General features: G+C 64.5%; 22 protein-coding genes. 19 read left to right on the forward strand and 3 right to left on the reverse strand.

Annotated features, from left to right (window positions below; translation table 11 throughout):
- Nucleotide 1: 1 nt before the first annotated feature.
- Together RTCK_RS04735 and RTCK_RS04740 are read right to left on the reverse strand one after the other, a co-directional pair.
- A complete protein-coding gene (locus RTCK_RS04735; RefSeq protein WP_142591947.1) occupies nt 2–592 on the reverse strand; it encodes a TadE/TadG family type IV pilus assembly protein in 591 nt (196 codons plus the stop codon).
- 119 nt (nt 593–711) lie between these two features.
- Nucleotides 712–1,116 carry a pilus assembly protein N-terminal domain-containing protein gene (locus RTCK_RS04740; protein ID WP_142591948.1) on the reverse strand — a complete coding sequence of 135 codons (405 nt, stop codon included), beginning with the start codon at nt 1,114–1,116 and terminating at the stop codon, nt 712–714.
- Between the two features lie 332 nt (nt 1,117–1,448).
- Here RTCK_RS04740 and RTCK_RS04745 point away from each other — a divergent pair, with 332 nt between their 5' ends.
- The 9 genes from RTCK_RS04745 (at nt 1,449) to RTCK_RS04785 (ending at nt 10,234) form a co-directional block, all read left to right on the forward strand.
- Nucleotides 1,449–1,628 (forward strand): Flp family type IVb pilin, encoded by a 180-nt coding sequence (locus RTCK_RS04745; RefSeq protein ID WP_142591949.1) that lies wholly within the window; start codon nt 1,449–1,451, stop codon nt 1,626–1,628.
- Between the two features lie 61 nt (nt 1,629–1,689).
- The gene (locus tag RTCK_RS04750) at nt 1,690–2,211 is read left to right on the forward strand and encodes an A24 family peptidase (protein ID WP_142591950.1); all 522 of its coding nucleotides are present in this window, start codon (nt 1,690–1,692) and stop codon (nt 2,209–2,211) included.
- 109 nt (nt 2,212–2,320) lie between these two features.
- Nucleotides 2,321–3,130, forward strand: coding sequence for a Flp pilus assembly protein CpaB (gene cpaB, locus RTCK_RS04755; RefSeq protein WP_142591951.1), 810 nt, complete (start codon nt 2,321–2,323; stop codon nt 3,128–3,130).
- A gap of 70 nt (nt 3,131–3,200) precedes the next feature.
- A complete protein-coding gene (locus RTCK_RS04760) occupies nt 3,201–4,637 on the forward strand; it encodes a type II and III secretion system protein family protein (RefSeq protein WP_235988590.1) in 1,437 nt (478 codons plus the stop codon).
- Nucleotides 4,638–4,738: 101 nt separating this feature from the next.
- Nucleotides 4,739–5,380, forward strand: a complete 642-nt coding sequence (locus RTCK_RS04765) for a CpaD family pilus assembly protein (RefSeq protein ID WP_235988582.1) — start codon at nt 4,739–4,741, stop codon at nt 5,378–5,380.
- A gap of 31 nt (nt 5,381–5,411) precedes the next feature.
- On the forward strand, nt 5,412–6,701 hold the full coding sequence (locus RTCK_RS04770) for an AAA family ATPase (RefSeq protein ID WP_142591954.1): 1,290 nt from the start codon (nt 5,412–5,414) through the stop codon (nt 6,699–6,701).
- 27 nt (nt 6,702–6,728) lie between these two features.
- A complete protein-coding gene (locus RTCK_RS04775) occupies nt 6,729–8,222 on the forward strand; it encodes a CpaF family protein (RefSeq protein ID WP_142522154.1) in 1,494 nt (497 codons plus the stop codon).
- 8 nt (nt 8,223–8,230) lie between these two features.
- Complete coding sequence (locus tag RTCK_RS04780; RefSeq protein WP_142591955.1) at nt 8,231–9,244, forward strand: type II secretion system F family protein; 1,014 nt, start codon at nt 8,231–8,233, stop codon at nt 9,242–9,244.
- Nucleotides 9,245–9,253: 9 nt separating this feature from the next.
- Nucleotides 9,254–10,234, forward strand: coding sequence for a type II secretion system F family protein (locus tag RTCK_RS04785; RefSeq protein ID WP_142591956.1), 981 nt, complete (start codon nt 9,254–9,256; stop codon nt 10,232–10,234).
- Nucleotides 10,235–10,312: 78 nt separating this feature from the next.
- Here the strand turns inward: RTCK_RS04785 and RTCK_RS04790 are convergent, their stop codons facing one another.
- A complete protein-coding gene (locus RTCK_RS04790) occupies nt 10,313–11,137 on the reverse strand; it encodes a tetratricopeptide repeat protein (protein ID WP_142591957.1) in 825 nt (274 codons plus the stop codon).
- Nucleotides 11,138–11,274: 137 nt separating this feature from the next.
- Between RTCK_RS04790 and RTCK_RS04795 the strand changes: the two genes are divergently transcribed.
- The 10 genes from RTCK_RS04795 to RTCK_RS04840 all read left to right on the forward strand — a co-directional run bounded on the left by RTCK_RS04795 (nt 11,275) and on the right by RTCK_RS04840 (nt 22,312).
- Nucleotides 11,275–12,657 carry a leucyl aminopeptidase family protein gene (locus RTCK_RS04795; protein WP_142591958.1) on the forward strand — a complete coding sequence of 461 codons (1,383 nt, stop codon included), beginning with the start codon at nt 11,275–11,277 and terminating at the stop codon, nt 12,655–12,657.
- 32 nt (nt 12,658–12,689) lie between these two features.
- Nucleotides 12,690–13,538, forward strand: a complete 849-nt coding sequence (locus tag RTCK_RS04800; protein WP_142591959.1) for a C40 family peptidase — start codon at nt 12,690–12,692, stop codon at nt 13,536–13,538.
- Between the two features lie 80 nt (nt 13,539–13,618).
- Nucleotides 13,619–13,975, forward strand: coding sequence for a hypothetical protein (locus RTCK_RS04805; protein ID WP_142591960.1), 357 nt, complete (start codon nt 13,619–13,621; stop codon nt 13,973–13,975).
- Between the two features lie 142 nt (nt 13,976–14,117).
- Nucleotides 14,118–15,266 (forward strand): isovaleryl-CoA dehydrogenase, encoded by a 1,149-nt coding sequence (locus tag RTCK_RS04810; RefSeq protein WP_185927925.1) that lies wholly within the window; start codon nt 14,118–14,120, stop codon nt 15,264–15,266.
- A complete protein-coding gene (locus RTCK_RS04815; protein ID WP_142591962.1) occupies nt 15,266–16,873 on the forward strand; it encodes a carboxyl transferase domain-containing protein in 1,608 nt (535 codons plus the stop codon). Before RTCK_RS04810 ends, RTCK_RS04815 begins: the two co-directional genes overlap by 1 nt.
- A 10-nt stretch (nt 16,874–16,883) precedes the next feature.
- Nucleotides 16,884–18,866, forward strand: a complete 1,983-nt coding sequence (locus tag RTCK_RS04820) for an acetyl/propionyl/methylcrotonyl-CoA carboxylase subunit alpha (protein WP_142591963.1) — start codon at nt 16,884–16,886, stop codon at nt 18,864–18,866.
- Nucleotides 18,859–19,719 (forward strand): hydroxymethylglutaryl-CoA lyase, encoded by an 861-nt coding sequence (locus RTCK_RS04825; protein WP_142591964.1) that lies wholly within the window; start codon nt 18,859–18,861, stop codon nt 19,717–19,719. Before RTCK_RS04820 ends, RTCK_RS04825 begins: the two co-directional genes overlap by 8 nt.
- Nucleotides 19,716–20,507: a crotonase/enoyl-CoA hydratase family protein gene (locus tag RTCK_RS04830; RefSeq protein WP_142591965.1), complete on the forward strand. Its 792-nt coding sequence runs from the start codon at nt 19,716–19,718 to the stop codon at nt 20,505–20,507. The genes RTCK_RS04825 and RTCK_RS04830 overlap by 4 nt, the downstream gene beginning before the upstream one ends.
- Nucleotides 20,508–20,603: 96 nt before the next feature.
- Nucleotides 20,604–21,380 (forward strand): SDR family NAD(P)-dependent oxidoreductase, encoded by a 777-nt coding sequence (locus RTCK_RS04835; RefSeq protein WP_142591966.1) that lies wholly within the window; start codon nt 20,604–20,606, stop codon nt 21,378–21,380.
- Nucleotides 21,381–21,415: 35 nt separating this feature from the next.
- Complete coding sequence (locus RTCK_RS04840) at nt 21,416–22,312, forward strand: NAD-dependent epimerase/dehydratase family protein (RefSeq protein WP_142591967.1); 897 nt, start codon at nt 21,416–21,418, stop codon at nt 22,310–22,312.
- The last annotated feature ends 14 nt before the right edge of the window (nt 22,313–22,326 follow it).

Raw genomic sequence — 22,326 nt, forward strand, 5'->3', positions numbered from 1 at the left:
CCTAGTAATCCTCGTTCTGGAATGAGGCCGTGGCGACGATCAGGAACTCGTTGGGGACGGACCCGTCCACCGGCCTGAGCCCGGAGATGTAGGGGCGCACCAGGTCCGTGACGACGCTCCACTTGTAATAGGCCCGCAGCATGTTCTTGCTGCGGGGACCGCCCGGAGTGAAGTTATTGGAGGCTTCCAGGGCAACCCCGTCGCGCGGGATGGTGTTCGGGATGTCCGCGAATGTCGCGAAGCTGCGGACGTCGAGGATCAGCTTGCCGTCGTCCTCCGCGCCGCATTGGATGAGGATCGACACCTCGTCGCAGAACATGCCGCGGAAATCGGCTTCCGTCGTGTTCGCTGTCGTGACCTGCCCAGTGCGGACCTTTCGCGCCAGCGTATCCACGGCATTGGCGACCAGTTGCTCGCCCGTGAAGGCGACGAAGGTCTCGATGATGGCGAAGACGATCAGGAAGTAGGGAATGGCAAGCAGGGCGAATTCGATCGCCGCCGCACCGTCGCGCGACCGCAGAAGCCGCGTCGCGGCGCCCTTGGCAGGCTTGCCGGTGGCGTCATCGGTGTCATTGTTTCCGGTTTTCCACATACTCGTCGACCTGCTAGCGCGCGGGCCGATGGTATTGGCGGAGTATTGACAATCCGTTGCCTCCTCCGAGGCATTTGGAGTCAAATGTCTTCGGAAGACTGCCGCAGGTTCGGGCTCGACTACGGGGCGGTCGTGTTGGAAAATTCGGCGTGCTGCTCGCAATTCGGGGTGCAGGAGAGGATCGAGCGTTCCGTCTGCCGGAAGACCCGTACTGTGTTTCCTTCGTCGATCGACACGAGCACCCGCTCGTCGGCGATGGCGTTGCCCTCGCTGTCCAGCAGCACGAGATTGGTGGTACCGAAGCTGCGTCCGGTGAGGACGATCGTCGTCGGATCCGCCACCGTCGCGTCGGCGACATTGGCATTGCCGACGATGACCTTGCTGACCGGCCGGTCGAGCCGCAGGACCCTGGCGTGGTTCATGAACACGCGAAGGAGATCTTCCTCCTGAGCGGATGCCGGCCATGGGCTGCCGGCGACGGCGCACAGGACGAGGCAGAAACGGAGGAGGACGCTTGCGGGCATTTCCGGGCCTTTGGATAGGTGTTGCCTCCGCGATAATGCGGCAGACTGGTGAATGAACACTTAAGACTTCACGGAACTGGAACGGGGCAGCAGCCCCCTTTCGCCGCCGTGCGACCGAGAATTCCCCCGAACATTACGGGGTTCATCCCTTTGTTTTTCGAAAGATAATTTAGCACTTTCGCATGCCTAACGGACGAGCCTGAAAACGTTAACGACCCGCTAAGGATGTTCTTTAAGTGGATTGCAATCGTCTCCCGCTACGGTGCCTGCATCCGAACAACGGAAACAGTTGTCGGGATTGCTGATTCACCAACGTGTCGTAGGAGAGTTCCATGTCGAAGTTTTTCGCTCGTTTTAGAAAAGATGAATCCGGTGCGACCGCCATCGAATACGGTCTGATCGCCGCCCTCATTTCCGTCGCCCTGATCGCCGGCGCGTCCACGCTCGGCAACTCGCTCGACAATACCTTCTCGAAAGTCGCGAACAAGATGGATACCCACGCAAACAAATAACCCCCGAAGTGAGGGTGCTTTGCGCCCTCACTTCGACGCGACGAGTATCGTAGAGGGTCCCATGTCCGCAATCGGCGCAGCAATCTTGATGATTCCCGCCATCTGCCTCTTCATGGCGGCGGTCATGGACCTCTTTACGATGACGATCCCCAATCGTCTGTCGCTTTTTCTTTTCGCCTCCTTTGCCGTCCTGGCGCCCGTTTCCGGTCTGCCTTGGGCGGAGATCAGCATGAGCCTGGCGGCAGGTGCGGTGGTTCTGGGGGCATGCTTCGGCTTCTTCGCGCTAAACATCATGGGTGGCGGGGACGTGAAGCTCCTGGCCGCATCCGCCGTCTGGTTCGGCTTCAGCGCCGCCCTCGGCGCCTTCATCGTACAGACGGCGCTCTGGGGCGGTCTCGTCACTCTGCTGGTCATGCTGATCCGCTCGCAGGCCGACCGCTTCGCGCTGATCGGCACCATCGTCCCCGCCCCTATCCTCGCGACGAAGAAGGTGCCCTATGGCGTCGCGATCGGCATCGCCGGCATCATGACCTTCTGGAATTCGCCTATCGCCCTGAGCGCGATGACCCTTCTCCAGAAGTGATCGGCGCCTCGCCTACCTCTCGTTAACCACACCCATAACGAGATCATTAACCATACTTACACCATTGGCAGCCATTCTGCGGACAGATTGAGTCCCGCGAGGAATGGTCATGAAACCCGCTCGTATCCTGATTTTGACGGTTGCCGTCGTTGCCGCCGGCCTGGCCGGCGTCCTGGCGATGCGGCTTTCCGGCACGAGCGCGCCGCAGATCGCGGAAACCATCATCGAGAAGCAGCCGACCATCAACGTGCTGGCTTCCGCCGGCAACCTCCCCGTTGGCAGCCGCCTCAACGAGGAAAACCTGCATTGGCTGGCCTGGCCGCAGGACGGCATGGTCGAAGGCCTCATCACGCAAGCAGCCCGCCCGGACGCCGTTACCGAGCTGAACGGCATGGTCGTACGCCTGCCCATGTTCGACGGCGAGCCGGTGCGTGCGGAAAAGATCGCGGACGCCTCCAACCGGATCATGTCGTCCCTTCTGCCTGCGGGTAAACGGGCGGTCGCAACGGAAATCTCGGTCGCGACCGGCGCGGGCGGCTTCGTTCTGCCGAATGACCGGGTCGACGTCATCATGGTCCGCCGCGGCGAGGAAGGACGCTTCCTGACAGAAGAAGTGCTGACCAATATCCGGGTTCTGGCCGTCGACCAGCAGATCCAGGAAAGTGCCGACGGACAGAAGACGGTTCTGGGCACGACAGCCACTCTCGAACTGACGCCCGAGCAGGCGAAGGTTATCGCGGTCGCCCAGCAGATGGCGGACCGCCTGACGCTGGCGCTTCGTTCGGTCGCCGATGCGCAGGAGCCGGACACGATCGCCGCCGACTACCTGCTGAGCGGCAGCGGACGCGCCGAGGTGCAGGTGATCAAGTCGGGCTCCATCGTCGGCAGCCAGAAGAGCAATGACACGCATACGCAATGAACGGAGCGCGGACGTGACGATAAGGGAACGCATTTTGCGAGGTTCCGCGGCGGCAGGCCTGGCACTCGCCATGGCCGTGTCGGGCATTCCCGCGCCCACGGGCAACGGCCTGTTGTCGGCCCCTCAGGCGCTTGCACAGGACGGCAGCATCGTCCGCATCAGCGAGGTCGGCGCCGGCGCGCGAAAGCGTCTGAAGCTTGGACTCAACAAGGCGCTGGTCGTCGATCTTCCGGCCGATGCCCATGACATCCTCGTCGCCGATCCCTCCATGGCCGATGCGGTGACCCGCACCTCGCGGCGGATCTACCTCTTCGGGAAGACGGTGGGCCAGACCAACATCTTCATCTTCGGCCGTGGCGGCGAGGAGATCGTGGCGATCGACCTGGAGATCGAGCGCGACATTTCCGGCCTTGAAGCCAATCTGCGCCGCTTCCTGCCGGATTCCAGCATCAAGGTCGAGATCATCTCCGACAACATCGTCCTGAGCGGCACGGTGCGGACGCCGCAGGACGCAACCCAGGCGACCAAGCTTGCCACCATCTTCCTGAAGGGCGGCGAAGCCACCACCCGCAACCAGGTGGCCACCAGCGAAAGCAGCGGCGACGGTGCCGTAGCGATCTATGCCGAGGGACGCCAGCAGTCGCAGGTCGTGAACCTGCTGACCATCGAGGGCGAGGACCAGGTCACCCTGAAGGTGACGGTGGCAGAGATCCGCCGCGAAGTCCTCAAGCAACTGGGCTTCGACAACAGCTTCGTCCGACAGCCCGCCGGCACCAGCCAGGGCCTCGACGTCTTCGCCATCGGTGCGGGAAGCGCCGGCCTGTCGGGCACGATCGCCGGAACCGCCGGCCGCATGGGCATCGAGACCGCGCTGAGCGCGCTGGAACAGGCGAAGGCCATCCGCACGCTCGCCGAACCGACTCTGACCGCGATCTCGGGACAGTCCGCAACCTTCAATTCCGGCGGCGAACGTCTCTACGCCACCACGAATTCCGACGGCGATACCGTTCTGAATCCCTATTCCTACGGCATATCGCTCGGGTTCACCCCCACCGTGCTGTCTTCCGGGCGCATCAGCCTGCGCATCCAGACCCGTGTCTCGGAGCCGGTGGCGACAAATACCGGCGGCGTCGAATTCCGCAAGCGCGACGCGGAAACCGTGCTGGAACTTCCTTCCGGCGGCTCCATCGCTCTTGCCGGGCTGATCCGGGACGATGTGCAGCAGGGCATGAGCGGCACGCCCGGCGTGTCCAAGCTTCCCCTGTTCGGCGCCTTGTTCCGGGAGAAGACCCTGGAGCGCACGGAAACCGAACTCGTCATCATCGCGACGCCCTATCTCGTGCGGCCTGTGGCTCGCAATGACCTGTCGCGTCCCGATGACAACTTCAACCCGGCAAGCGACGTCGCGAGCGTCTTCCTCGGCCATGTGAACCGCATCTACGGCCGAAAGGATGAACCGCCTCCCTCGCTTCCTTACGAAGGCAATGTGGGGTTCATCTACAAATGAGCGACGCGGGCTTTCCCTCACCCATCCGCCCCAGGCCGCACGAAAGGCGCCGGACGATGAATATACTCTCCCCCCATTCCGCTTTGTTGTCGGGAAGGCCGGTGGCCGCACTTTTCGGCGTCGCGCTGCTGGTGACCGGCTGCGCAAACCCGGACGGCGTCACCACCGGGTCGCTGCCTGACGACTACCGCACACGCCATCCCATCACGATCGGCGAGGCGGAGAAGGTGATCGACATTCCGATTGCCGCCGGTGATCATGGGCTGACCACGGGCCAGCGCGAAGTGATCGCAGGCTTCGCGCAGGAATATCTGCGCGCGTCCGAGGGCATCATCCGGATCCAGACCCCGCAGGGCGCCCTCAATTCCGGCGCCGCAGCCTATGCCGCGGGCGATATCCGTCGGCTTCTCGTGCGCATGGGCGTGCCGAAGAACAGGATCCTCCAGACAGGATTTGCCGCCGATGGTTACGGCGCCTCCGCTCCCGTCCGGCTGAGCTTCGTGGCGATCACCGCCCAGACGGCGCCTTGCGGCGAGTGGCCGGCCGACATGACGCTGAATACCGTCGAGAACAAGAACTACTACAATTTCGGCTGCGCCAGCCAGCGCAACCTGGCGGCCCAGATCGCAAATCCCAACGATCTGCTCGGCCCGCGCCGCATGACGCCGCCGGACGCCGAACAGCGTGGGCAGGCAATGCAGCGCTACCGCGAATCCTATACCGAGCTAAAGGACATGGAATGATCTCCTTCGCCTCGATCCCGCAGGTGGCCACATGAGCCCGGTCCAGTATTCCATCGCTGTCGAGTCGGATAGCCGCGACGCGCCCCATGACGCGGCCGCTCAAGCCGACCTTGCGACCCTCCGGCCGCTCCCGCGCATCTCCATCCATGCCTTCTGCGAAAGCGACGCCATGCAGAGGACGATGGAGCGGATGGCTCGTGACCGGCGGATGGCCAAGGTCAACATGCGGGTCAACAACGGCAGTATCGAAGCTGCCGCCAACATGTTCGCCTCGGCCCCCACGCCGAACCTCATCATCATCGAGACCGATGCCGAGCCGGGCCACCTGCTGGCGGAACTTGCTCCGCTGGCGGAGGTCTGCGACCCCTCCACCCGCGTCATCATCGTCGGACGCTACAACGACATCGCGCTCTACCGAGACCTGATCCGCAACGGCATTTCGGAATATCTCGTCGGCCCCGTTCAGATGCCCGACATGCTTGCCTCGGTCGCAACGATCTTCGTCGATCCGGATGCAGAGCCGCTCGGCAAGGCAATCGCCTTCATCGGCGCAAAGGGCGGCGCAGGCTCGTCGACCGTTGCGCATAACTGCGCCTTCGGCATTTCCAGCCTGTTCTCCACCGAGACCATCCTGGCCGACCTGGACCTGCCCTTCGGCACCGCGAACATCGACTTCGACCAGGATCCGGCACAGGGGATCGCGGAAGCGGTGTTCGCGCCCGAACGCCTCGACGAGGTGTTTCTGGACCGACTTCTGACCAAATGCTCGGAGCATCTCTCGCTGCTCGCCGCACCGTCCATTCTCGATCGGGCCTACGACTACGGCGGAACCGCGTTCCAGCCCGTCGTCGAAATCCTGCAGCGAAGCGCGCCGGTCGCGGTACTCGACCTGCCCCACGCATGGTCGGAATGGACACGCTCCGTCCTGGCGGAGGCCGACGAAGTGGTCATCACGGCGGTGCCGGATCTCGCCAATCTCCGCAATACCAAGAACATGCTCGACGCACTGCGCAAGCTGCGGCCGAACGATCGCCTGCCGCATCTGGTGTTGAACCAGGTCGGCATGCCGAAGCGGCCGGAGATCGCGCCTTCCGACTTCATGGAAGCGCTGGAGATCGAGCCGGCCGCCATTCTTCCGTTCGACGTGCAGCTCTTCGGCAATGCCGCCAACAGTGGCCGGATGATTGCCGAGGTCGACGCCAAGTCGCCGGCGGCAGAAACCTTCTCGCAGATCTGCCACATCGTCACGGGCCGTTCGGAGCTGAAGAAGGCAAGGAAGGGCGGACTCACAAAGATGCTGGGAATGCTCCGGCGCAAGTAACGGGCCAAGCCAGGACGGGATGGATTGATGTTCGGAAAACGTGGACAGGACGGCTTCGGAAAAGCAGGGGGCATGGTCGCCCCGCCTGCGGCCCCACCCGCGGCGTCCGCTCCGGCGGCAGCGCCTGCCCGCGGGCCGGAGGTCTTTGCCGAACCCGTGGCGGACCCGCTGCTGTCGCGGCAACAGGTGGCCCCGCCTCCCCTGGCCCCAGCCACGGCCCGCAAGAAGCCGGCGCGGACAGAGCTCTACTACGACACCAAGAGCCAGGTCTTCTCCGCGCTGATCGACACGATCGATCTGTCTCAACTGGCGAAGCTCGACGGCGAAAGCGCGCGGGAGGAAATCCGCGACATCGTCAACGACATCATCACCATCAAGAACTTCGCCATGTCGATCTCGGAGCAGGAGGAACTGCTCGAGGACATCTGCAACGACGTGCTCGGCTATGGTCCGCTCGAACCGCTTCTCGCGCGTGACGACATTGCCGACATCATGGTCAACGGCTCGGGGCAGACCTTCATCGAAGTCGGCGGCAAGACGATCGAATCCGATATCCGTTTCCGCGACAACGCGCAGCTTCTGTCGATCTGCCAGCGCATCGTCAGCCAGGTCGGCCGGCGCGTCGACGAATCGTCCCCCATCTGCGACGCCCGCCTGCCCGACGGCTCCCGCGTGAACGTCATCGCGCCGCCGCTGGCGATCGATGGCCCGGCACTGACCATCCGCAAGTTCAAGAAGGACAAGCTCACCCTCGATCAACTGGTCAGATACGGGTCGATCACGGCGGAGGGTGCCGTGCTGCTGCAGATCATTGGCCGGGTCCGCTGCAACGTGGTGATCTCCGGCGGTACGGGTTCGGGCAAGACCACCCTGCTCAACTGCCTGACCCGCCATATCGACGCGGACGAACGGGTCATCACCTGCGAGGACACCGCGGAACTGCAACTGCAGCAGCCTCACGTCGTGCGGCTGGAAACCCGTCCTCCGAACATCGAGGGCGAGGGCGAGATCACCATGCGCGACCTGGTGAAGAACTGCCTGCGCATGCGCCCCGAGCGGATCATCGTCGGCGAAGTGCGCGGCCCGGAGGTTTTCGACCTCCTGCAGGCGATGAACACGGGCCATGACGGGTCGATGGGCACCATTCACGCCAATTCACCTCGCGAATGCCTGAGCCGCATGGAATCGATGATCGCCATGGGCGGCTTCGGCCTGCCGGCCAAGACGGTGCGGGAAATCATTTCCGGCTCGGTGGATGTGATCGTCCAGGCCGCGCGCTTGCGCGACGGCTCCCGCCGGATCACGCACGTCACCGAAGTCATCGGCATGGAAGGCGACGTCATCGTCACCCAGGACCTGATGCGCTACGAGATCGAGGGTGAGGACGCCGGCGGCAGGCTGATCGGCCGGCATGTCTCCACCGGCATTTCCAAGCCGCATTTCTGGGATCGCGCCCGTTATTTCAACGAGGAGCGGCGCCTGGCGGCGGCACTGGACGCCATGGAACAGGTGGCGGGCTAGAGGGCTTCATGTTCGGTCTCGATCCCAACGTCCTGCTGATCACTACCCTCGCGGCAATTTCTGCCGGGGGTCTGTGCTACGCACTGCTGTTCTCGCGGATCGAAACCGAGAAAAAGGCAGACGCTCGAATCAATCGCGTGAAATCAGCCGAGACGGACCTCGGCAAGGTCAAGGCCGCCCGCGACCGGGTTCAGGAGATGTCGAAGCGCCGCAAGTCCGTGCAGGATTCGCTGAAGGAACTCGAGAAAAAGCAGGAAGAGAAATCCCGCAGGATCGGTGATGGCAGCATCAAGTCCCGCCTCGCGCAGACCGGCCTTCCCCTGCGTCCGCCGCATTTCTACATCATGAGCGGCGTTCTCGGCCTTGTCGTTCTGTTCATGGTGCTTCTCTCCGGTGCGCCTCTCCTCGCAGCCTTCGGTGCGGCCTTCGCCGCCGCCATCGGTATGCCGCGCTGGATCGTGGGGTTTCTCGTCAAGCGCCGGCAGAAGCAGTTTCTGAACGAGTTTCCGAATGCGCTCGACGTGATGGTACGGTCCATCAAGTCGGGACTCCCCCTCAATGATGCCCTGCGTCTGATCGCTTCGGACGGACAGGAGCCGGTCCGGACGGAATTCCGCCGCGTGATAGAATCACAGCAGGTGGGGCTGAGCATCCCGGAAGCCTGCGTGCGGATGATGCAGACCATGCCTCTGCCGGAGGTCAACTTCTTCTCGATCGTGATCACCATCCAAAGCCAGGCCGGCGGCAACCTGTCGGAAGCGCTCGGGAACCTTGCGCGGGTTCTGCGGGAGCGCAAGAAGATGAAGGCGAAGGTTCAGGCTCTCTCGATGGAGGCGAAGGCTTCCGCGGTCATCATCGGAGCCCTGCCCTTCATCGTGGCCCTGCTCGTCTACCTGACTTCCCCCGACTACATGACCATCCTGTTCACCGACTCGCGCGGCCACATCATCATGCTGTTCTCCGGGATATGGATGTCGATCGGCATCCTGGTGATGCGCAACATGATCAACTTCGACATATAGGGGGATCGGGTGACCAAGGATTTCGCCGCGACGCTCACCGATCCGGTCCTGCTCTTTGCGGCCCTGGTCGCGATCGCCGTCTTCGCCACGCTTTACTCCCTTGCAAGCCCGTTCCTCGAAAAGGGTGACCTCAACAAGCGCATGAAGGCGGTGTCCACCGAGCGGGAACAGATGCGGGCGCGGGAAAGGGCCCGCATGAATGCGGAAGCCTCCCGGGCGACACTGCGGACGCACAACAATCAATCGGCTTCCCAACTGGTCGAACGCTTCAACCTGCGCAAGGCGCTCGTCGACGAAAATACGGTCAACCGCCTGCGTGCCGCCGGACTGCGCTCGCAGAACGCGCTCAATATCTTCCTGGCGGCGCGCTTCCTCTTGCCCTTCGTCTTCCTGAGCCTGGCGCTCGTCTGGATCTTCGTGCTCGGCAACCTTCCGGACCGGCCTTTCGCGATCCGCATGCTCGTTGCAATCGTCTGCGCCTATATCGGCTTCTATCTCCCGAACATCTACGTCAGCAACCGGGTGACGAAGCGCCAGTTGTCCATCAAACGGGCGTGGCCGGATGCGCTCGACCTGATGCTGATCTGCGTGGAGTCCGGTATTTCCATCGAGGCGGCGATGCGGCGGGTTGCCGAGGAAATGGCCAATCAGTCGCCGGAACTGGCCGAGGAGATGGTGCTGACCACAGCGGAGCTTTCCTTCCTTCAGGACCGGCGCGTCGCGCTGGAGAACCTCGGCCTGCGCACGCAGCTCGATACCGTAAAGAACGTGACCCAGGCATTGATCCAGGCGGAACGCTACGGGACACCGATCGCACAGGCCCTGCGCGTTCTGGCGCAGGAAGGTCGTGATGAGCGGATGAACGAGGCGGAGAAGAAGGCGGCAGCCCTGCCGCCGAAGCTCACCGTGCCGATGATCCTGTTTTTCCTGCCCGTCCTGGTGGCGGTCATCCTCGGTCCCGCCGGCATCCAGGTCGCCGACCGATTCTAAGGCTCAGGCACAGGAAAAAGGCCCGGCGGAGCTCCAGCGGGCCTTTTTTGCGCAATCCCTCCGAAAGATCTGGCGCGATCAGTTCGTCGCCGTCGGCTTTGCGTCCTTGTCGGCGAGCTTTGCCCAGTTGTTCTGCTGGGACAGCATGGACCGCAGATAGGTGACGTTAGCATTTGCCTGCTGCTGCGAAAGCTCGCGTCTGGCGATCTCCTCGGCCTCCTTGAAGCGGCCCTGCAGGCCCACGACCAGCGCCAGGTTCTGCCGAACCCGGCTGTCGGCCGCCGGCTGCTGCGCGGCGGAGCGCATGTAGGTCTCGGCCGTATGCAGGTCGCCAGACAGCACGTAGGACATGCCGAGATTGGAGATCACGGTCGGCTCGTTCGGCTGGCTGTCCAGAGCCATTCTGTACTTTTGCCGGGCTTCGTCGGAGCGCCCGAGTTGGTCCAGCACGGCCCCTTCGGCGGAATAGAGGCGCCAGTCGGGCCGGTCCGGCGTCTGGGCCCGCCGGATGGTCGCCAGCGCCTGCTCCAACTGCCCGGCCGCTGCCTGCGCCTTGCCATAGGCGGCCAGGACATCACGGTCGGTGGGATGGGCGATCACGACCTGCTGCATCACCGCGAGCGCCTGCGTATGCTTGCCGGTCATGCCGAGGACCTGGGCGTAACGCAGCCCCGTCTCGCGATCCTTCGGATTGCGTTCATAGGCGGCGCCGATGGAGTTCTCCACCCGGTCCAGTTCCGCGGCACCCATGGTTTCGAGCGACGCGTGGGAAGACGGGATGGATCCGGTCGTGGTGACGTCCTTCTTCGTTGCGCATCCCGCGATCGCGATGGAAACAAGGAGGGCAGCCGTGGTCTGCGTAAGTCGGGTCCTGCGGCGTCTTCCGGCTGCTGTGATCGTCATGGCGTTCGCTTCTCGTCGGTCCTGCGCCGGCGCATCCTCAGAAATGCTGGCGGAGGCGGTGGCATATTCCTCGCTCCAGCAATAGACTGTTAACCCTAATAGACGGTTAAAAGCCTGATTCCGCAGCAGAAGGTCCCATGACGCCTTTCCAGTACATCGAGCGAAGCTCTCCCTATTCCGAACCATCCGGCGCATCCCGCCCCGTCCGCCTCGTCACGCCTGCAGATCTCGATGGAGGCACCCTCGAAGCTGCGGCGATGTCGTGGGCCAGGGGCGCAGGTTTCACGGCCGAGCCCGGCAGGCTGCTGCCCGTTCCCGGAACGGACGGCGACATCGCCTCCGCCCTGTTCGGCTGGAGCGGCGACGCCGACGGCTTCAGCGCGGGAAAGCTGGCAAGGCTTCTTCCACCGGGCGACTGGCATTTGGAGGGGCATAGGGCGGGTCGCCTGGGGCATCTCGGCTTCGGCCTCGGAAGCTACGGCTTTACCCGCTACAAGGCCGAGAAGCAGAGGCAGGCCCGCCTGGCCGTTTCCGAGGTGGAGCGGACTGAGCTCGAAAGACAGCTCGCCGGCATCTTCCTGGCCCGCGACCTGATCAATACCCCGACCAACGATATGGGACCGGATCATCTGGAAGCCGCCTTTCGTGCGCTGGGCGAGCACTATGGCGCAACCGTCTCCTCGATCGTCGGCGACGATCTCCTGGCGCAGAACTTCCCTCTCATCCACGCGGTCGGGCGCGCGAGCGCGCAGGTGCCCCGGCTTCTGGAAATGCGCTGGGGCCGCGCGGGGGCGCCGAAGGTGACGCTGGTCGGCAAGGGCGTCTGCTTCGACACCGGGGGCCTCGACATCAAGGGAGCGGCCAACATGCTCCTGATGAAGAAGGACATGGGCGGCGCGGCCAACGTGATGGGGCTGGCGCTGATGGTCATGGACGCCGGGCTCGACATCGAGCTTCGGGTTCTCGTGCCCTGCGTGGAGAACGCTATCGCCGGCAATGCCTTTCGCCCCGGCGACATCTACCGCAGCCGGAAGGGCCTGACGGTCCAGATCGACAACACGGACGCCGAAGGCCGGCTCATCCTCGCGGACGCGCTCGCCTATGCGGACCAAACACCTTGCGACCTGCTCGTCGACATGGCGACACTGACAGGTGCGGCGCGTGTCGCCCTCGGCCCGGATGTCGCTCCCTTCTTCACCGACGATGACGAACTGGCGGGCCGCCTGGCCGATATCTCGGCGGAGGAGAACGACCCGATGTGGCGCCTGCCGCTCTGGGCCGGCTACGAGAAGGACCTGAAGTCGCGCGTTGCGGATCTCACCAATGCCCCTTCGGGCGGCATGGCGGGCTCGATAACCGCAGCCCTCTTCCTGAAACGCTTCGTTGGCAGGAAGACATGCTGGGTGCACTTCGACATCTACGGCTGGACGCTTTCCGAGAAGCCGCACTCTTCGGTCGGCGGCGAAGCCTTCGGAATCCGCACCCTTTACCGCCACATCCGCGACCTTGCGAAGCAGTGACTAAGGAGCGCCGTAGCGGCGGACGAACAAGGATGACCACCAATCTCGACAGACGCCTGCATGCCTTCCGCCCCGACCTCGCGGACGTGCGATTGCAGGGACAGGTCAATGCCGACCGCTTCGTGGCAGGCGAGCCCGCGCGCGTGGCGGTGCCGGTGGCCGCGCTCCGTCACCTGCCGGACCTGCTTCATGGAACCGATACGGAACTGCTGCTCGGCGAAACGGTCCGGGTCTTCGACCGGAAGGATGGTTGGGCTTGGGTCCAGGCGGATCATGATGGCTATGTCGGCTATCTGCCGGAAGCGCAACTCGCAGAGCCTGAAGCCGCCACCCATGTCGTGTGCGTCCAGCGCACGTTCCGCTATCCGGAGGCCGAATTGCGGAGGCCTCCCGTATCGGCACTTTCGATGGGGAGCCGCATCCGCGTCACCGGCGAGGCCGAAACGCGCGGGACACGTTACCTGACCCTGGACGACGGGACGGCACTCATTGCCTCCCATTGTCTTCCCCTGGGCCAGCGGCTGACGGAGGATTACGTGAAAGTGGCGGCGCGCTTTCTGGAAACCCCCTATCTCTGGGGCGGGCGGTCAGGCTTCGGCATCGACTGCTCGGCCCTCGTGCAACTGTCCATGATGATGGCAGGACGGGCCGTTCCGCGCGATTCCGACATGCAGGCGGCCGTCGGTTCCACGATCGACCGCGCCGAGCTTCGCCGCGGCGACCTGGTCTTCTGGAAGGGCCATGTCGGCATCATGGAGGATGAGCGGACGCTTCTCCACGCCAACGGTCACACCATGACGGTGGCGCGGGAGAATTTCGAAGCTGCGGTTGAACGGATCGGGTGGCTGTACAGCCAGCCGACCGGGTTCAGGCGTCCCTGAGCGATCACGAAAACGTAGACCCGGCGGTTATGGTAACGGCGAGTCGGAGTTCTTATCTTCGATCCGATTCGGGGATGAAGATGCTGAAACACGCCTGGATATTGCCGCTTCTGATGCTGATAGCCATCGGCCTTGCGGCGCTGGTGCCGGCGAGAGCGGCGGCGGAGGACGAATTTCGCCGCCGGCCTCCGACCGCTTTCCACGACCTGCCGGGAGTGGTGCCCGAGCAGGAGCGTGTCGGTCGCAACAGCTACACCTGCACCACGAGCATCGAGAATGTGTATGTCGGCCGTGGCCGATACGATATCCTCTACGGAGATACCGCGCCCCGCCGCGTCTATCACTGCAAGACCGAAAGCGGCCTCTCCTATTCCGGCACGCAGCTTCCCAGCACCGACTGGATCCCGGGGATCAACCCTCTCCATCTGCCGAAATAGGTAATCTTTTTTCTTCGCTAGCATGCCGCGAGACCGTATCTTGCGATCTCCTCCATGGCGATTGACGCCACATCGCGGGTGCTCCACAACCTTTCTTCGAAGATAGGCACGCCTGGGGAGGAGACCGGTGTTCCAAGCATCGATGACGTTCGCACTCGGCGAGGAGGTCGAGGCGGTTCGCGAGACCGTGCAGCGCTTCGCGCGGGAGCAACTTGCCCCCCGCGCCGACACGATCGATCGCAGCAACGAATTCCCGCGGGACCTCTGGCCTGAGTTCGGCGCGCTGGGACTGCTGGGCATCACCGCCGATCCCGATTTCGGCGGTTCGGGACTGGGCTATCTGCCCCATGTCGTCGCCGTTGAAGAAATCGCCCGCGCATCCGCCTCGACCGCCCTGAGCTACGGCGCCCATTCCAATCTCTGCGTCAACCAGATCAACCGGAACGCCTCGCAGGAGCAGAAGGCGCGCTACCTGCCGAAGCTCTGCTCGGGCGAGCATGTCGGAGCGCTCGCCATGTCGGAACCTGGAGCCGGGTCCGACGTGGTCTCCATGGCGCTACGGGCGGAGAGGCGCGGCGACCGCTACGTCCTGAACGGCAGCAAGATGTGGATCACCAACGGCCCGGACGCCAATGTGCTGGTGGTCTATGCAAAGACGGATCCGGTGGCCGGTCCGAAGGGCATCACCGCATTCCTGATCGAGAAGGAATTCAAGGGTTTCTCCACGGCGCAGAAGCTCGACAAGCTCGGCATGCGGGGCTCCAACACCTGCGAGCTCGTCTTCTCGGATTGCGAGGTGCCGGTAGAGAACGTCATGGGGGCGGAGGGCGGCGGGGTCACGGTCCTGATGTCGGGGCTGGACTACGAGCGCGTGGTTCTGGCCGGCATCGGCATCGGCATCATGCATGCCTGCCTGGATGTGGTGATGCCCTATGTCCACGAGCGCCGGCAGTTCGGCCAACCGATCGGCGAGTTCCAACTGATCCAGGCGAAGATCGCGGACATGTACACGGCCATGAATTCCGCTCGTGCCTACGTCTATGCCGTCGCCGCCGCCTGCGATCGCGGCGAGGTCACGAGACAGGATGCCGCCGCCTGCTGCCTTTACGCCTCCGAGCAGGCGACCCAGCAGGCGCTGCAGGCAATCCAGGTTCTCGGCGGCAACGGCTATATCAACGACAATCCTACGGGACGCCTGCTGCGTGACGCGAAGCTGATGGAGATCGGCGCGGGGACCTCGGAAATCCGCCGCATGCTGATCGGCCGCGAGCTCTTCCGGGAGACGGCGTGATGGCCGTCATCCGCTCGCAGTTCAACCCGAAAAGCGATGCGGCGCAGGCCAACCGCGCTGCCATGCAGGCCAAGCTTGTCGAGGTCGAAGCCGCCGTGGCCCTGGCCGAGGCCGGCGGCGGGGAAGACGCACGCGCGCGGCACGTGAAGCGCGGCAAGCTCCTGCCCCGCGAGCGCGTTGCCCGGCTGCTCGACCATGGTTCGCCCTTCCTCGAGATCGGCACGACCGCCGCACACGGCCTTTACGGCGGTGCGAGCCCGTCGGCCGGCATTGTCACGGGCATAGGCCGGGTCGAGGGGCGCGAGGTGATGATCGTCGCCAATGATGCGACGGTGAAGGGCGGCACCTACTATCCGATGACGGTCAAGAAGCACCTTCGCGCCCAGGAGATCGCCGAGGAGAACGGCCTTCCCTGTGTCTATCTGGTGGATTCCGGCGGCGCCAATCTGCCGAACCAGGACGAGGTCTTTCCCGACCGGGATCATTTCGGCCGCATCTTCTACAACCAGGCGCGCATGTCGGCCAAAGGGATTGCCCAGATCGCCGCGGTCATGGGCTCCTGCACGGCGGGCGGCGCCTATGTGCCGGCAATGTCGGACGAGGCGATCATCGTGAAGGATCAGGGCACGATCTTCCTGGCCGGTCCTCCGCTGGTGAAGGCTGCGACGGGGGAGGAGGTGAGCGCCGAGGATCTCGGCGGCGGCGATGTCCACACCCGCCTTTCCGGCGTGGCCGACCATCTCGCCCGCGACGATGCCCATGCCCTGGCGCTGGTTCGTCGGGCCGTTGCGGGCCTCAACACCCGCAAGCCGGGGACCGTCGTGCGCTCCGTACCGGAGGACCCGCTCTATGACCCCGAAGAGATCGCCGCGATCGTGCCGGCATCCCTTTCCACGCCCTATGATGTCCGCGAAGTTCTGGCGCGTATCGTCGACGGTTCGCGCTTCGATGAGTTCAAGGCACGCTACGGTACCACCCTCGTCTGCGGCTTCGCGCACATTCACGGAATCCCGGTCGGGATCATCGCGAACAATGGCGTGCTCTTCTCTGAAAGCGCCCTGAAGGGCGCCCACTTCGTCGAACTGTGCTCGCAGCGAAAGATCCCGCTCGTCTTCTTGCAGAACATCACCGGCTTCATGGTGGGCCGCCGGTACGAGACGGAAGGCATCGCCAAGCACGGCGCCAAGCTGGTGACGGCAGTGGCCACCACCTCCGTGCCGAAGGTCACGGTCATGATCGGCGGCTCCTTCGGGGCGGGCAATTACGGCATGGCCGGCCGGGCCTATTCGCCGCGCTTCCTGTGGAGCTGGCCGAACAGCCGCATTTCCGTCATGGGCGGCGCGCAGGCCGCAGGCGTCTTGGCGACGGTGCGGCGCGAGGCCATGGGACGGGCGGGCCGGAGCTGGAGTTCCGAGGAAGAAGCGTCGTTCAAGCAACCGGTGCTCGACCGGTTCGACGAGCAGAGCCACCCGCTCTACGCGTCCGCGCGCCTCTGGGACGACGGGATCGTGGATCCGGCGAAGACGCGCCAGGTCCTGGCGCTCAGCCTCTCCGCCGCGTTGAATGCGCCGATCGAGGAAACGCGCTTCGGCGTGTTCCGCATGTGAGGGCGGGCCGATGATCCGTAAGCTGCTCATTGCCAACAGGGGCGAGATCGCCTGCCGCATCATCCGCACCTGCCGCCGTCTGGCCATCGCGACGGTCGCCGTCTATTCGGATGCCGACCGGGACGCCCTGCATGTCGAACAGGCTGACGAAGCCGTCCATATCGGGCCGGCGCCAGCCACGGAGAGCTATCTTCGGGGCGACGCCATCATCGACGCCGCGCTTCGAACGGATGCCGATGCCATTCATCCCGGTTACGGCTTTCTCTCGGAAAACGCTGCATTCGCCGAAGCCGTGACGGCCGCCGGGCTGCGCTTCGTCGGCCCGTCCGCGGCAGCTATCCGCGCCATGGGGCTGAAGGATGCGGCCAAGGCGCTGATGGAAAACTCGGGTGTTCCGGTCGTTCCCGGTTATCATGGCGAGAGCCAGGATCCCGACCTGCTTCTGGCCGAAGCCGAACGGATCGGCTTTCCGGTTCTCATCAAGGCCCGTGCCGGCGGTGGCGGCAAGGGGATGCGGCGCGTCGATGACGGCATGGCTTTGAGGGATGCGCTGGCTTCTGCGCAGCGTGAGGCGCTTGCGGCGTTCGGGGATGGGGCCTGTCTCATCGAGAAATACGTCACCCACCCTCGGCACATCGAGATTCAGGTGTTCGGCGACGACCACGGCCATGCGGTGCATCTCTTCGAGCGTGACTGCTCGCTGCAGCGCCGCCACCAGAAGGTGATCGAGGAGGCACCCGCGCCGGGCATGTCCGAGGAAATGCGCTACGCCATGGGCGAGGCAGCCGTGCGTGCCGCGAGGGCCATCGGTTATTCCGGCGCCGGCACGATCGAGTTCATCGCCGATGCCTCGGAAGGGCTGAAGGCGGACCGGTTCTGGTTCATGGAAATGAACACCCGCCTCCAGGTCGAGCATCCGGTAACGGAGGCCATCACCGGCATCGATCTGGTGGAATGGCAGCTGCGGGTCGCTTCCGGCGAGCCCCTTCCGCTCCGCCAGGAGGATCTGGCCATCAATGGCTGGGCCATGGAAGCGCGCCTCTACGCCGAGGATGCCGGGCGGGGGTTCCTGCCCTCGACCGGCACCCTGACCCACCTGCACCTACCGGAGGATCTGGCCCGGATCGACAGCGGGGTGCGCACAGGCGATAGCATTTCTCCCTTCTACGACCCGATGATTGCCAAGATCATCGTCCACGCGCCGGACCGCGCCACGGCTCTCACGCGCCTGGCGGGCGCGCTGGGCAACGTGCGGTCGACGGGAGTGGCTACCAATGCCGCCTTCCTGCGCCACCTTGCCGAACAGCCCGACTTCGCCGCGGGGCGCCACGACACCGGGCTGATCGAACGGGATCTTGGGACGCTGACGGACTCGCGTCCCGCTCCCGACGAGATCGCCGCCTGCGCCGCTCTCGTTCTTTCGGGCATGCTGGAACCTGGGGCTTCGCTGGATCCATGGGACAGCCTCTCCGGTTTCCGGCTCTGGGGGCAGGCCCGGCACTTCGTGACGCTCCACCACCGGGACCAGCATTGGCAGGTCTCGTTCGCCTCCAGCGGCGACGGTACCTGGTCAGCCTGCGTGGATGGTAAAATCCTCTCGCTTACCGTCCGCCGTACGGGAGAGACATGGCGCCTGACGGTCGAGGGCGTGACCACCATGCTCCACATTGTCCGCGATCGCGACCAGGCAACAATCTTCCGAGGCGGCGACAGCTGGAGCTTCGATCGTACCGGTCCCCTGGACGGCGAGCACGAGACGACAGGTGGCGGCGATCAGGTCGTCGCGCCCATGCCGGGCCTGTTGAAGGTCGTTTGCGTCTCGCCGGGTCAGGCCGTCACGGCAGGCAAGACGGTGGCCGTCATGGAAGCGATGAAGATGGAACTGGCGCTCGCCGCGCCCCGTGACGGCAAGATTGCCGAACTCCTGTCCGCCGAGGGCGAGCAGGTGCAGGAAGGCGCCGTGATTCTGCTTCTGGAGCCGGAAGATGAGTGACTTCGTCCAGATCCACGAAGTCGGTCCGCGGGACGGCCTGCAGAACGAGGAAAGGATCATCCCCACCCCAGACAAGGTTCGCCTGGTGGACATGCTCTCCCGCTGCGGTTTCCGGAAGATCGAAGTGACGAGCTTCGTTCGCGCCGACCGGATACCGCAGATGGCCGATGCCGCCGCGGTCATGGCCGGAATATGCCGCCGGGCCGGCACCCGTTACACGGCGCTTACGCCAAACATGACCGGCTATCAGGCCGCACATGCGGCGAAGGCGGATGAAGTGGCGGTGTTCGCCTCCGCCTCGGAAGGCTTTAGCCGGCGGAATATTAACTGCTCCATCGGCGAAAGCCTCGAGCGTTTCGCACCGCTGATCGTCCAGGCTGCGAGCGACGGGGTGCCCGTACGCGGCTATATTTCCTGTGTCGTCGACTGCCCCTATGACGGACCGACCGAACCGGAAGCCGTGGCCGAGCTTTCGGCGCGCCTTCTGGGTCTCGGATGCTCCGAAATATCGCTCGGGGATACGATCGGCCGCGGCACGCCCGATCGCGTTGCGGCGATGCTGGACGCCGTCCTGGAACGGGTGCCCGCCTCCTTCCTCGCCGGCCATTTCCACGACACAGATGGGCGAGCGCTTGAGAACATTGCCGTTGCGTTGGACCGGGGCCTGCGCGTGTTCGATTCCGCTGCGGCCGGACTTGGAGGTTGTCCTTTCGCGCCCGGGGCCGCCGGCAATGTGGCGACGGGGAAGGTCGTGGAACGGCTCGCTGCGATGGGATTCGAGACAGGCGTGGATGCGGACAGGCTGGCGGAGGCTGAGGCCCTCGCCCGCAGCCTTGGAGGGATGCGTCGGTGAGAACTTACGAAACACTGACATTGTCGGTCGATGAGCGCGGCGTCGCGACGCTGACCCTCCACCGGCCTGAGAAACACAATGCGATGAACGCTGCGATGATCACCGAACTCGCCCAGGCGGCAGCCTCCCTCGCCGCAAACGATGCCGTTCGCGCGGTGATACTGGCTGCAGCAGGGCCGACCTTCTGCGCCGGCGGCGATCTCGGCTGGATGCGCGACCAAACCGCGCGGGACCGGCAGGGAAAGCTGGAGGGCGCGAGGGGCTTGGCCCTGATGCTGAAGGCGTTGGACGATCTGCCGAAGCTTCTCATCGGCCGGATCCAGGGCAACGCCTTCGGAGGCGGGATTGGCCTCATGTCGGTCTGCGACATCGCCGTCGCCACCGAGGATGCGCAGTTTGCCCTCACCGAACCCCGCCTCGGGCTGATCCCCGCAACCATCGGACCCTATGTGGTACGACGTATCGGCGAGGGACATGCCCGCCGCCTGCTTTTGAATAGCCGCCGGTTCAGTGCGGCAACCGCACGCGACATCGGCCTGGCCTCCGTCATCGTCGCCCCTGCCGATCTGGATGCGGCGGTGGGAGACGAGATCGCCGCCGTTCTGGATTGCGCGCCCGGCGCCGTCGCGGCTACGAAGGATCTGGTGCGCGCCCTGGCGCGGGGAAAGGCGGACGACGACATCCGCTTCAGCGTCGAAGCCCTGGCCGACCGGTGGGAAAGCGCCGAAGGGCGGCAGGGGATCGAAGCCTTCCTGGAGCGCCGACCGTTCCCGTGGCTGAAGAAATGACTTGAGTATACTTCCGACTTATCCGATGACTTGAGAATGGCAGCAAGCAGGGCCCGAAGGGCTTCCGGCTGACGTTGCCGATGGAATGGAGGAAGCATGTCCACACAACTCGTCATCCCGGATCTGTCCGGCAAGGCCGTCCTGATCACCGGCGCATCCACCGGCATCGGTGCCGCGCTCGCCCGCGCCTTCGCCGCTCAAGGTGCCTCCGTAGGCCTTCATTACAACGCGAGCGCAGACGCGGCGAAGGCACTGGCGGCGGAGATCGAGGCTGCCGGCGGAAATGTCCGCCTGGTGCGCGGCGATGCGTCCAGATCCGGTGAGATGGCGCGGGTGGTGGAGGAAACCGCGGCTGCCTTCGGCCGCCTGGACGGTCTCATCAACAATGCCGGCGGAATGGTGGCGCGGGTGCCCTATGCGGAGATGACGGACGAGCACTATGACGCCGTCATGGACCTCAACGCGCGCTCCGTGCTGGCGGCGTCCACCGCGGCGATCCCGCATCTGAAGCAGCGAGGCGGCTTCATCATCAACACGACCTCGATTGCCGCCCGCAACGGCGCCTCCAACGGCGCGGGAATTTACGGCTCCTCCAAGGCCTTCGTCTCCAATGTCACCCGCGGCATGGCCAAGGAACTCATCCCGTTCGGCATCCGGGTTAACGGCGTGGCGCCGGGCACCATCACCACGCCCTTCCACGAGCGTTACTCGACACCACAGCACCTGCAGGCGGCGCTGACCACCATTCCGCAGGGCCGCCTTGGCACGGCTGAAGATTGCGTCGGCGCCTATCTCTTCCTGGCATCCGAGATGCTGTCAGGCTACATCATCGGGCAGATCATCGAGGTCAATGGCGGGCAGTTGATGCCGTGAGTAGGCAGGCGCGCGGCATCGGAGGAGGAAGCAGGATGGGCAAGAGAATCATCTTCACCGGCGGTAGCGGCAAAGCCGGACGCCACGTCGTGCCCTATCTTCTCGAGCGGGGACATCAGGTGCTGAACATCGACCTCGTCCCCCTCGACCACCCCGGGGTGAACACGCTCGCGGCGGATCTCACGGACAGCGGGCAGGCCTTCAACGCGCTCTCCATGCACTTCGGCTTCGATGGGCTGGAGACCGGACGCGGACCGGCGCCTGTGGACGCGGTCGTGCATTTCGCCGCCGTGCCGCGAATCCTAATCCGGCCGGACAACGTCACCTTCGCCGCCAATACCGTCTCGACCTACAACGTCATTGAGGCGGCGGTGAAGCTCGGCATCCGCAAGATCGTGATCGCCTCCAGCGAGACGACCTACGGTGTCTGCTTCGCCGAGGGCGACAAGGACTACCACTCCTTCCCGCTCACCGAAGACTACGACGTCGATCCGATGGATAGCTACGGGCTGTCCAAGGTGGTCAACGAGAAGACCGCACGGGCCTTCGCCATGCGCTCCGGTGCCGATATCTATGCTCTGCGCATCGGCAACGTCATCGAGCCTCACGAATACGACAGGTTCCCGGCATTCATCGCCGATCCCCCGTCGCGCAAGCGCAATGCCTGGAGCTATATCGACGCGCGCGACCTCGGCCAGATCGTTCACCGGTGCGTGGAGACCGACGGGCTGGGTTTCCAGGTCTTCAACGCCGTCAACGACACCATCACCGCCTGGGAACCGACACGGCCGTTCCTCGAGCGTTGGGCGCCCCGCACGCCGATTACCGCCGAGATCGGTGAGTTCGATGCGCCGATCTCCAACCGCAAGATCCGCGACGTCCTCGGCTTCCGCGAAGAGCACGACTGGCGCAGATACGTGCCCAAGCCGTGATGCTTGCGGCTGCT

The organism is Pseudorhizobium endolithicum (genome assembly GCF_902153245.2).
Taxonomy (GTDB): domain Bacteria; phylum Pseudomonadota; class Alphaproteobacteria; order Rhizobiales; family Rhizobiaceae; genus Neorhizobium; species Neorhizobium endolithicum.

What these genes read in the sequence shown, in the direction of transcription:
- RTCK_RS04820 (WP_142591963.1), top strand. Translation starts at nt 16,884, where the DNA reads ATGATCCGTAAGCTGCTCATTGCCAACAGGGGCGAGATCGCCTGCCGC.
- RTCK_RS04800 (WP_142591959.1), top strand. Translation starts at nt 12,690, where the DNA reads ATGACCACCAATCTCGACAGACGCCTGCATGCCTTCCGCCCCGACCTC.
- RTCK_RS04745 (WP_142591949.1), top strand. Translation starts at nt 1,449, where the DNA reads ATGTCGAAGTTTTTCGCTCGTTTTAGAAAAGATGAATCCGGTGCGACC.
- RTCK_RS04805 (WP_142591960.1), top strand. Translation starts at nt 13,619, where the DNA reads ATGCTGAAACACGCCTGGATATTGCCGCTTCTGATGCTGATAGCCATC.
- RTCK_RS04825 (WP_142591964.1), top strand. Translation starts at nt 18,859, where the DNA reads ATGAGTGACTTCGTCCAGATCCACGAAGTCGGTCCGCGGGACGGCCTG.
- RTCK_RS04795 (WP_142591958.1), top strand. Translation starts at nt 11,275, where the DNA reads ATGACGCCTTTCCAGTACATCGAGCGAAGCTCTCCCTATTCCGAACCA.
- RTCK_RS04775 (WP_142522154.1), top strand. Translation starts at nt 6,729, where the DNA reads ATGTTCGGAAAACGTGGACAGGACGGCTTCGGAAAAGCAGGGGGCATG.
- RTCK_RS04780 (WP_142591955.1), top strand. Translation starts at nt 8,231, where the DNA reads ATGTTCGGTCTCGATCCCAACGTCCTGCTGATCACTACCCTCGCGGCA.
- RTCK_RS04770 (WP_142591954.1), top strand. Translation starts at nt 5,412, where the DNA reads ATGAGCCCGGTCCAGTATTCCATCGCTGTCGAGTCGGATAGCCGCGAC.
- RTCK_RS04835 (WP_142591966.1), top strand. Translation starts at nt 20,604, where the DNA reads ATGTCCACACAACTCGTCATCCCGGATCTGTCCGGCAAGGCCGTCCTG.
- RTCK_RS04840 (WP_142591967.1), top strand. Translation starts at nt 21,416, where the DNA reads ATGGGCAAGAGAATCATCTTCACCGGCGGTAGCGGCAAAGCCGGACGC.
- RTCK_RS04760 (WP_235988590.1), top strand. Translation starts at nt 3,201, where the DNA reads ATGGCCGTGTCGGGCATTCCCGCGCCCACGGGCAACGGCCTGTTGTCG.
- RTCK_RS04735 (WP_142591947.1), bottom strand. Translation starts at nt 592, where the DNA reads ATGTGGAAAACCGGAAACAATGACACCGATGACGCCACCGGCAAGCCT.
- RTCK_RS04810 (WP_185927925.1), top strand. Translation starts at nt 14,118, where the DNA reads ATGACGTTCGCACTCGGCGAGGAGGTCGAGGCGGTTCGCGAGACCGTG.
- RTCK_RS04815 (WP_142591962.1), top strand. Translation starts at nt 15,266, where the DNA reads ATGGCCGTCATCCGCTCGCAGTTCAACCCGAAAAGCGATGCGGCGCAG.
- RTCK_RS04740 (WP_142591948.1), bottom strand. Translation starts at nt 1,116, where the DNA reads ATGCCCGCAAGCGTCCTCCTCCGTTTCTGCCTCGTCCTGTGCGCCGTC.
- RTCK_RS04790 (WP_142591957.1), bottom strand. Translation starts at nt 11,137, where the DNA reads ATGACGATCACAGCAGCCGGAAGACGCCGCAGGACCCGACTTACGCAG.
- cpaB (WP_142591951.1), top strand. Translation starts at nt 2,321, where the DNA reads ATGAAACCCGCTCGTATCCTGATTTTGACGGTTGCCGTCGTTGCCGCC.
- RTCK_RS04750 (WP_142591950.1), top strand. Translation starts at nt 1,690, where the DNA reads ATGTCCGCAATCGGCGCAGCAATCTTGATGATTCCCGCCATCTGCCTC.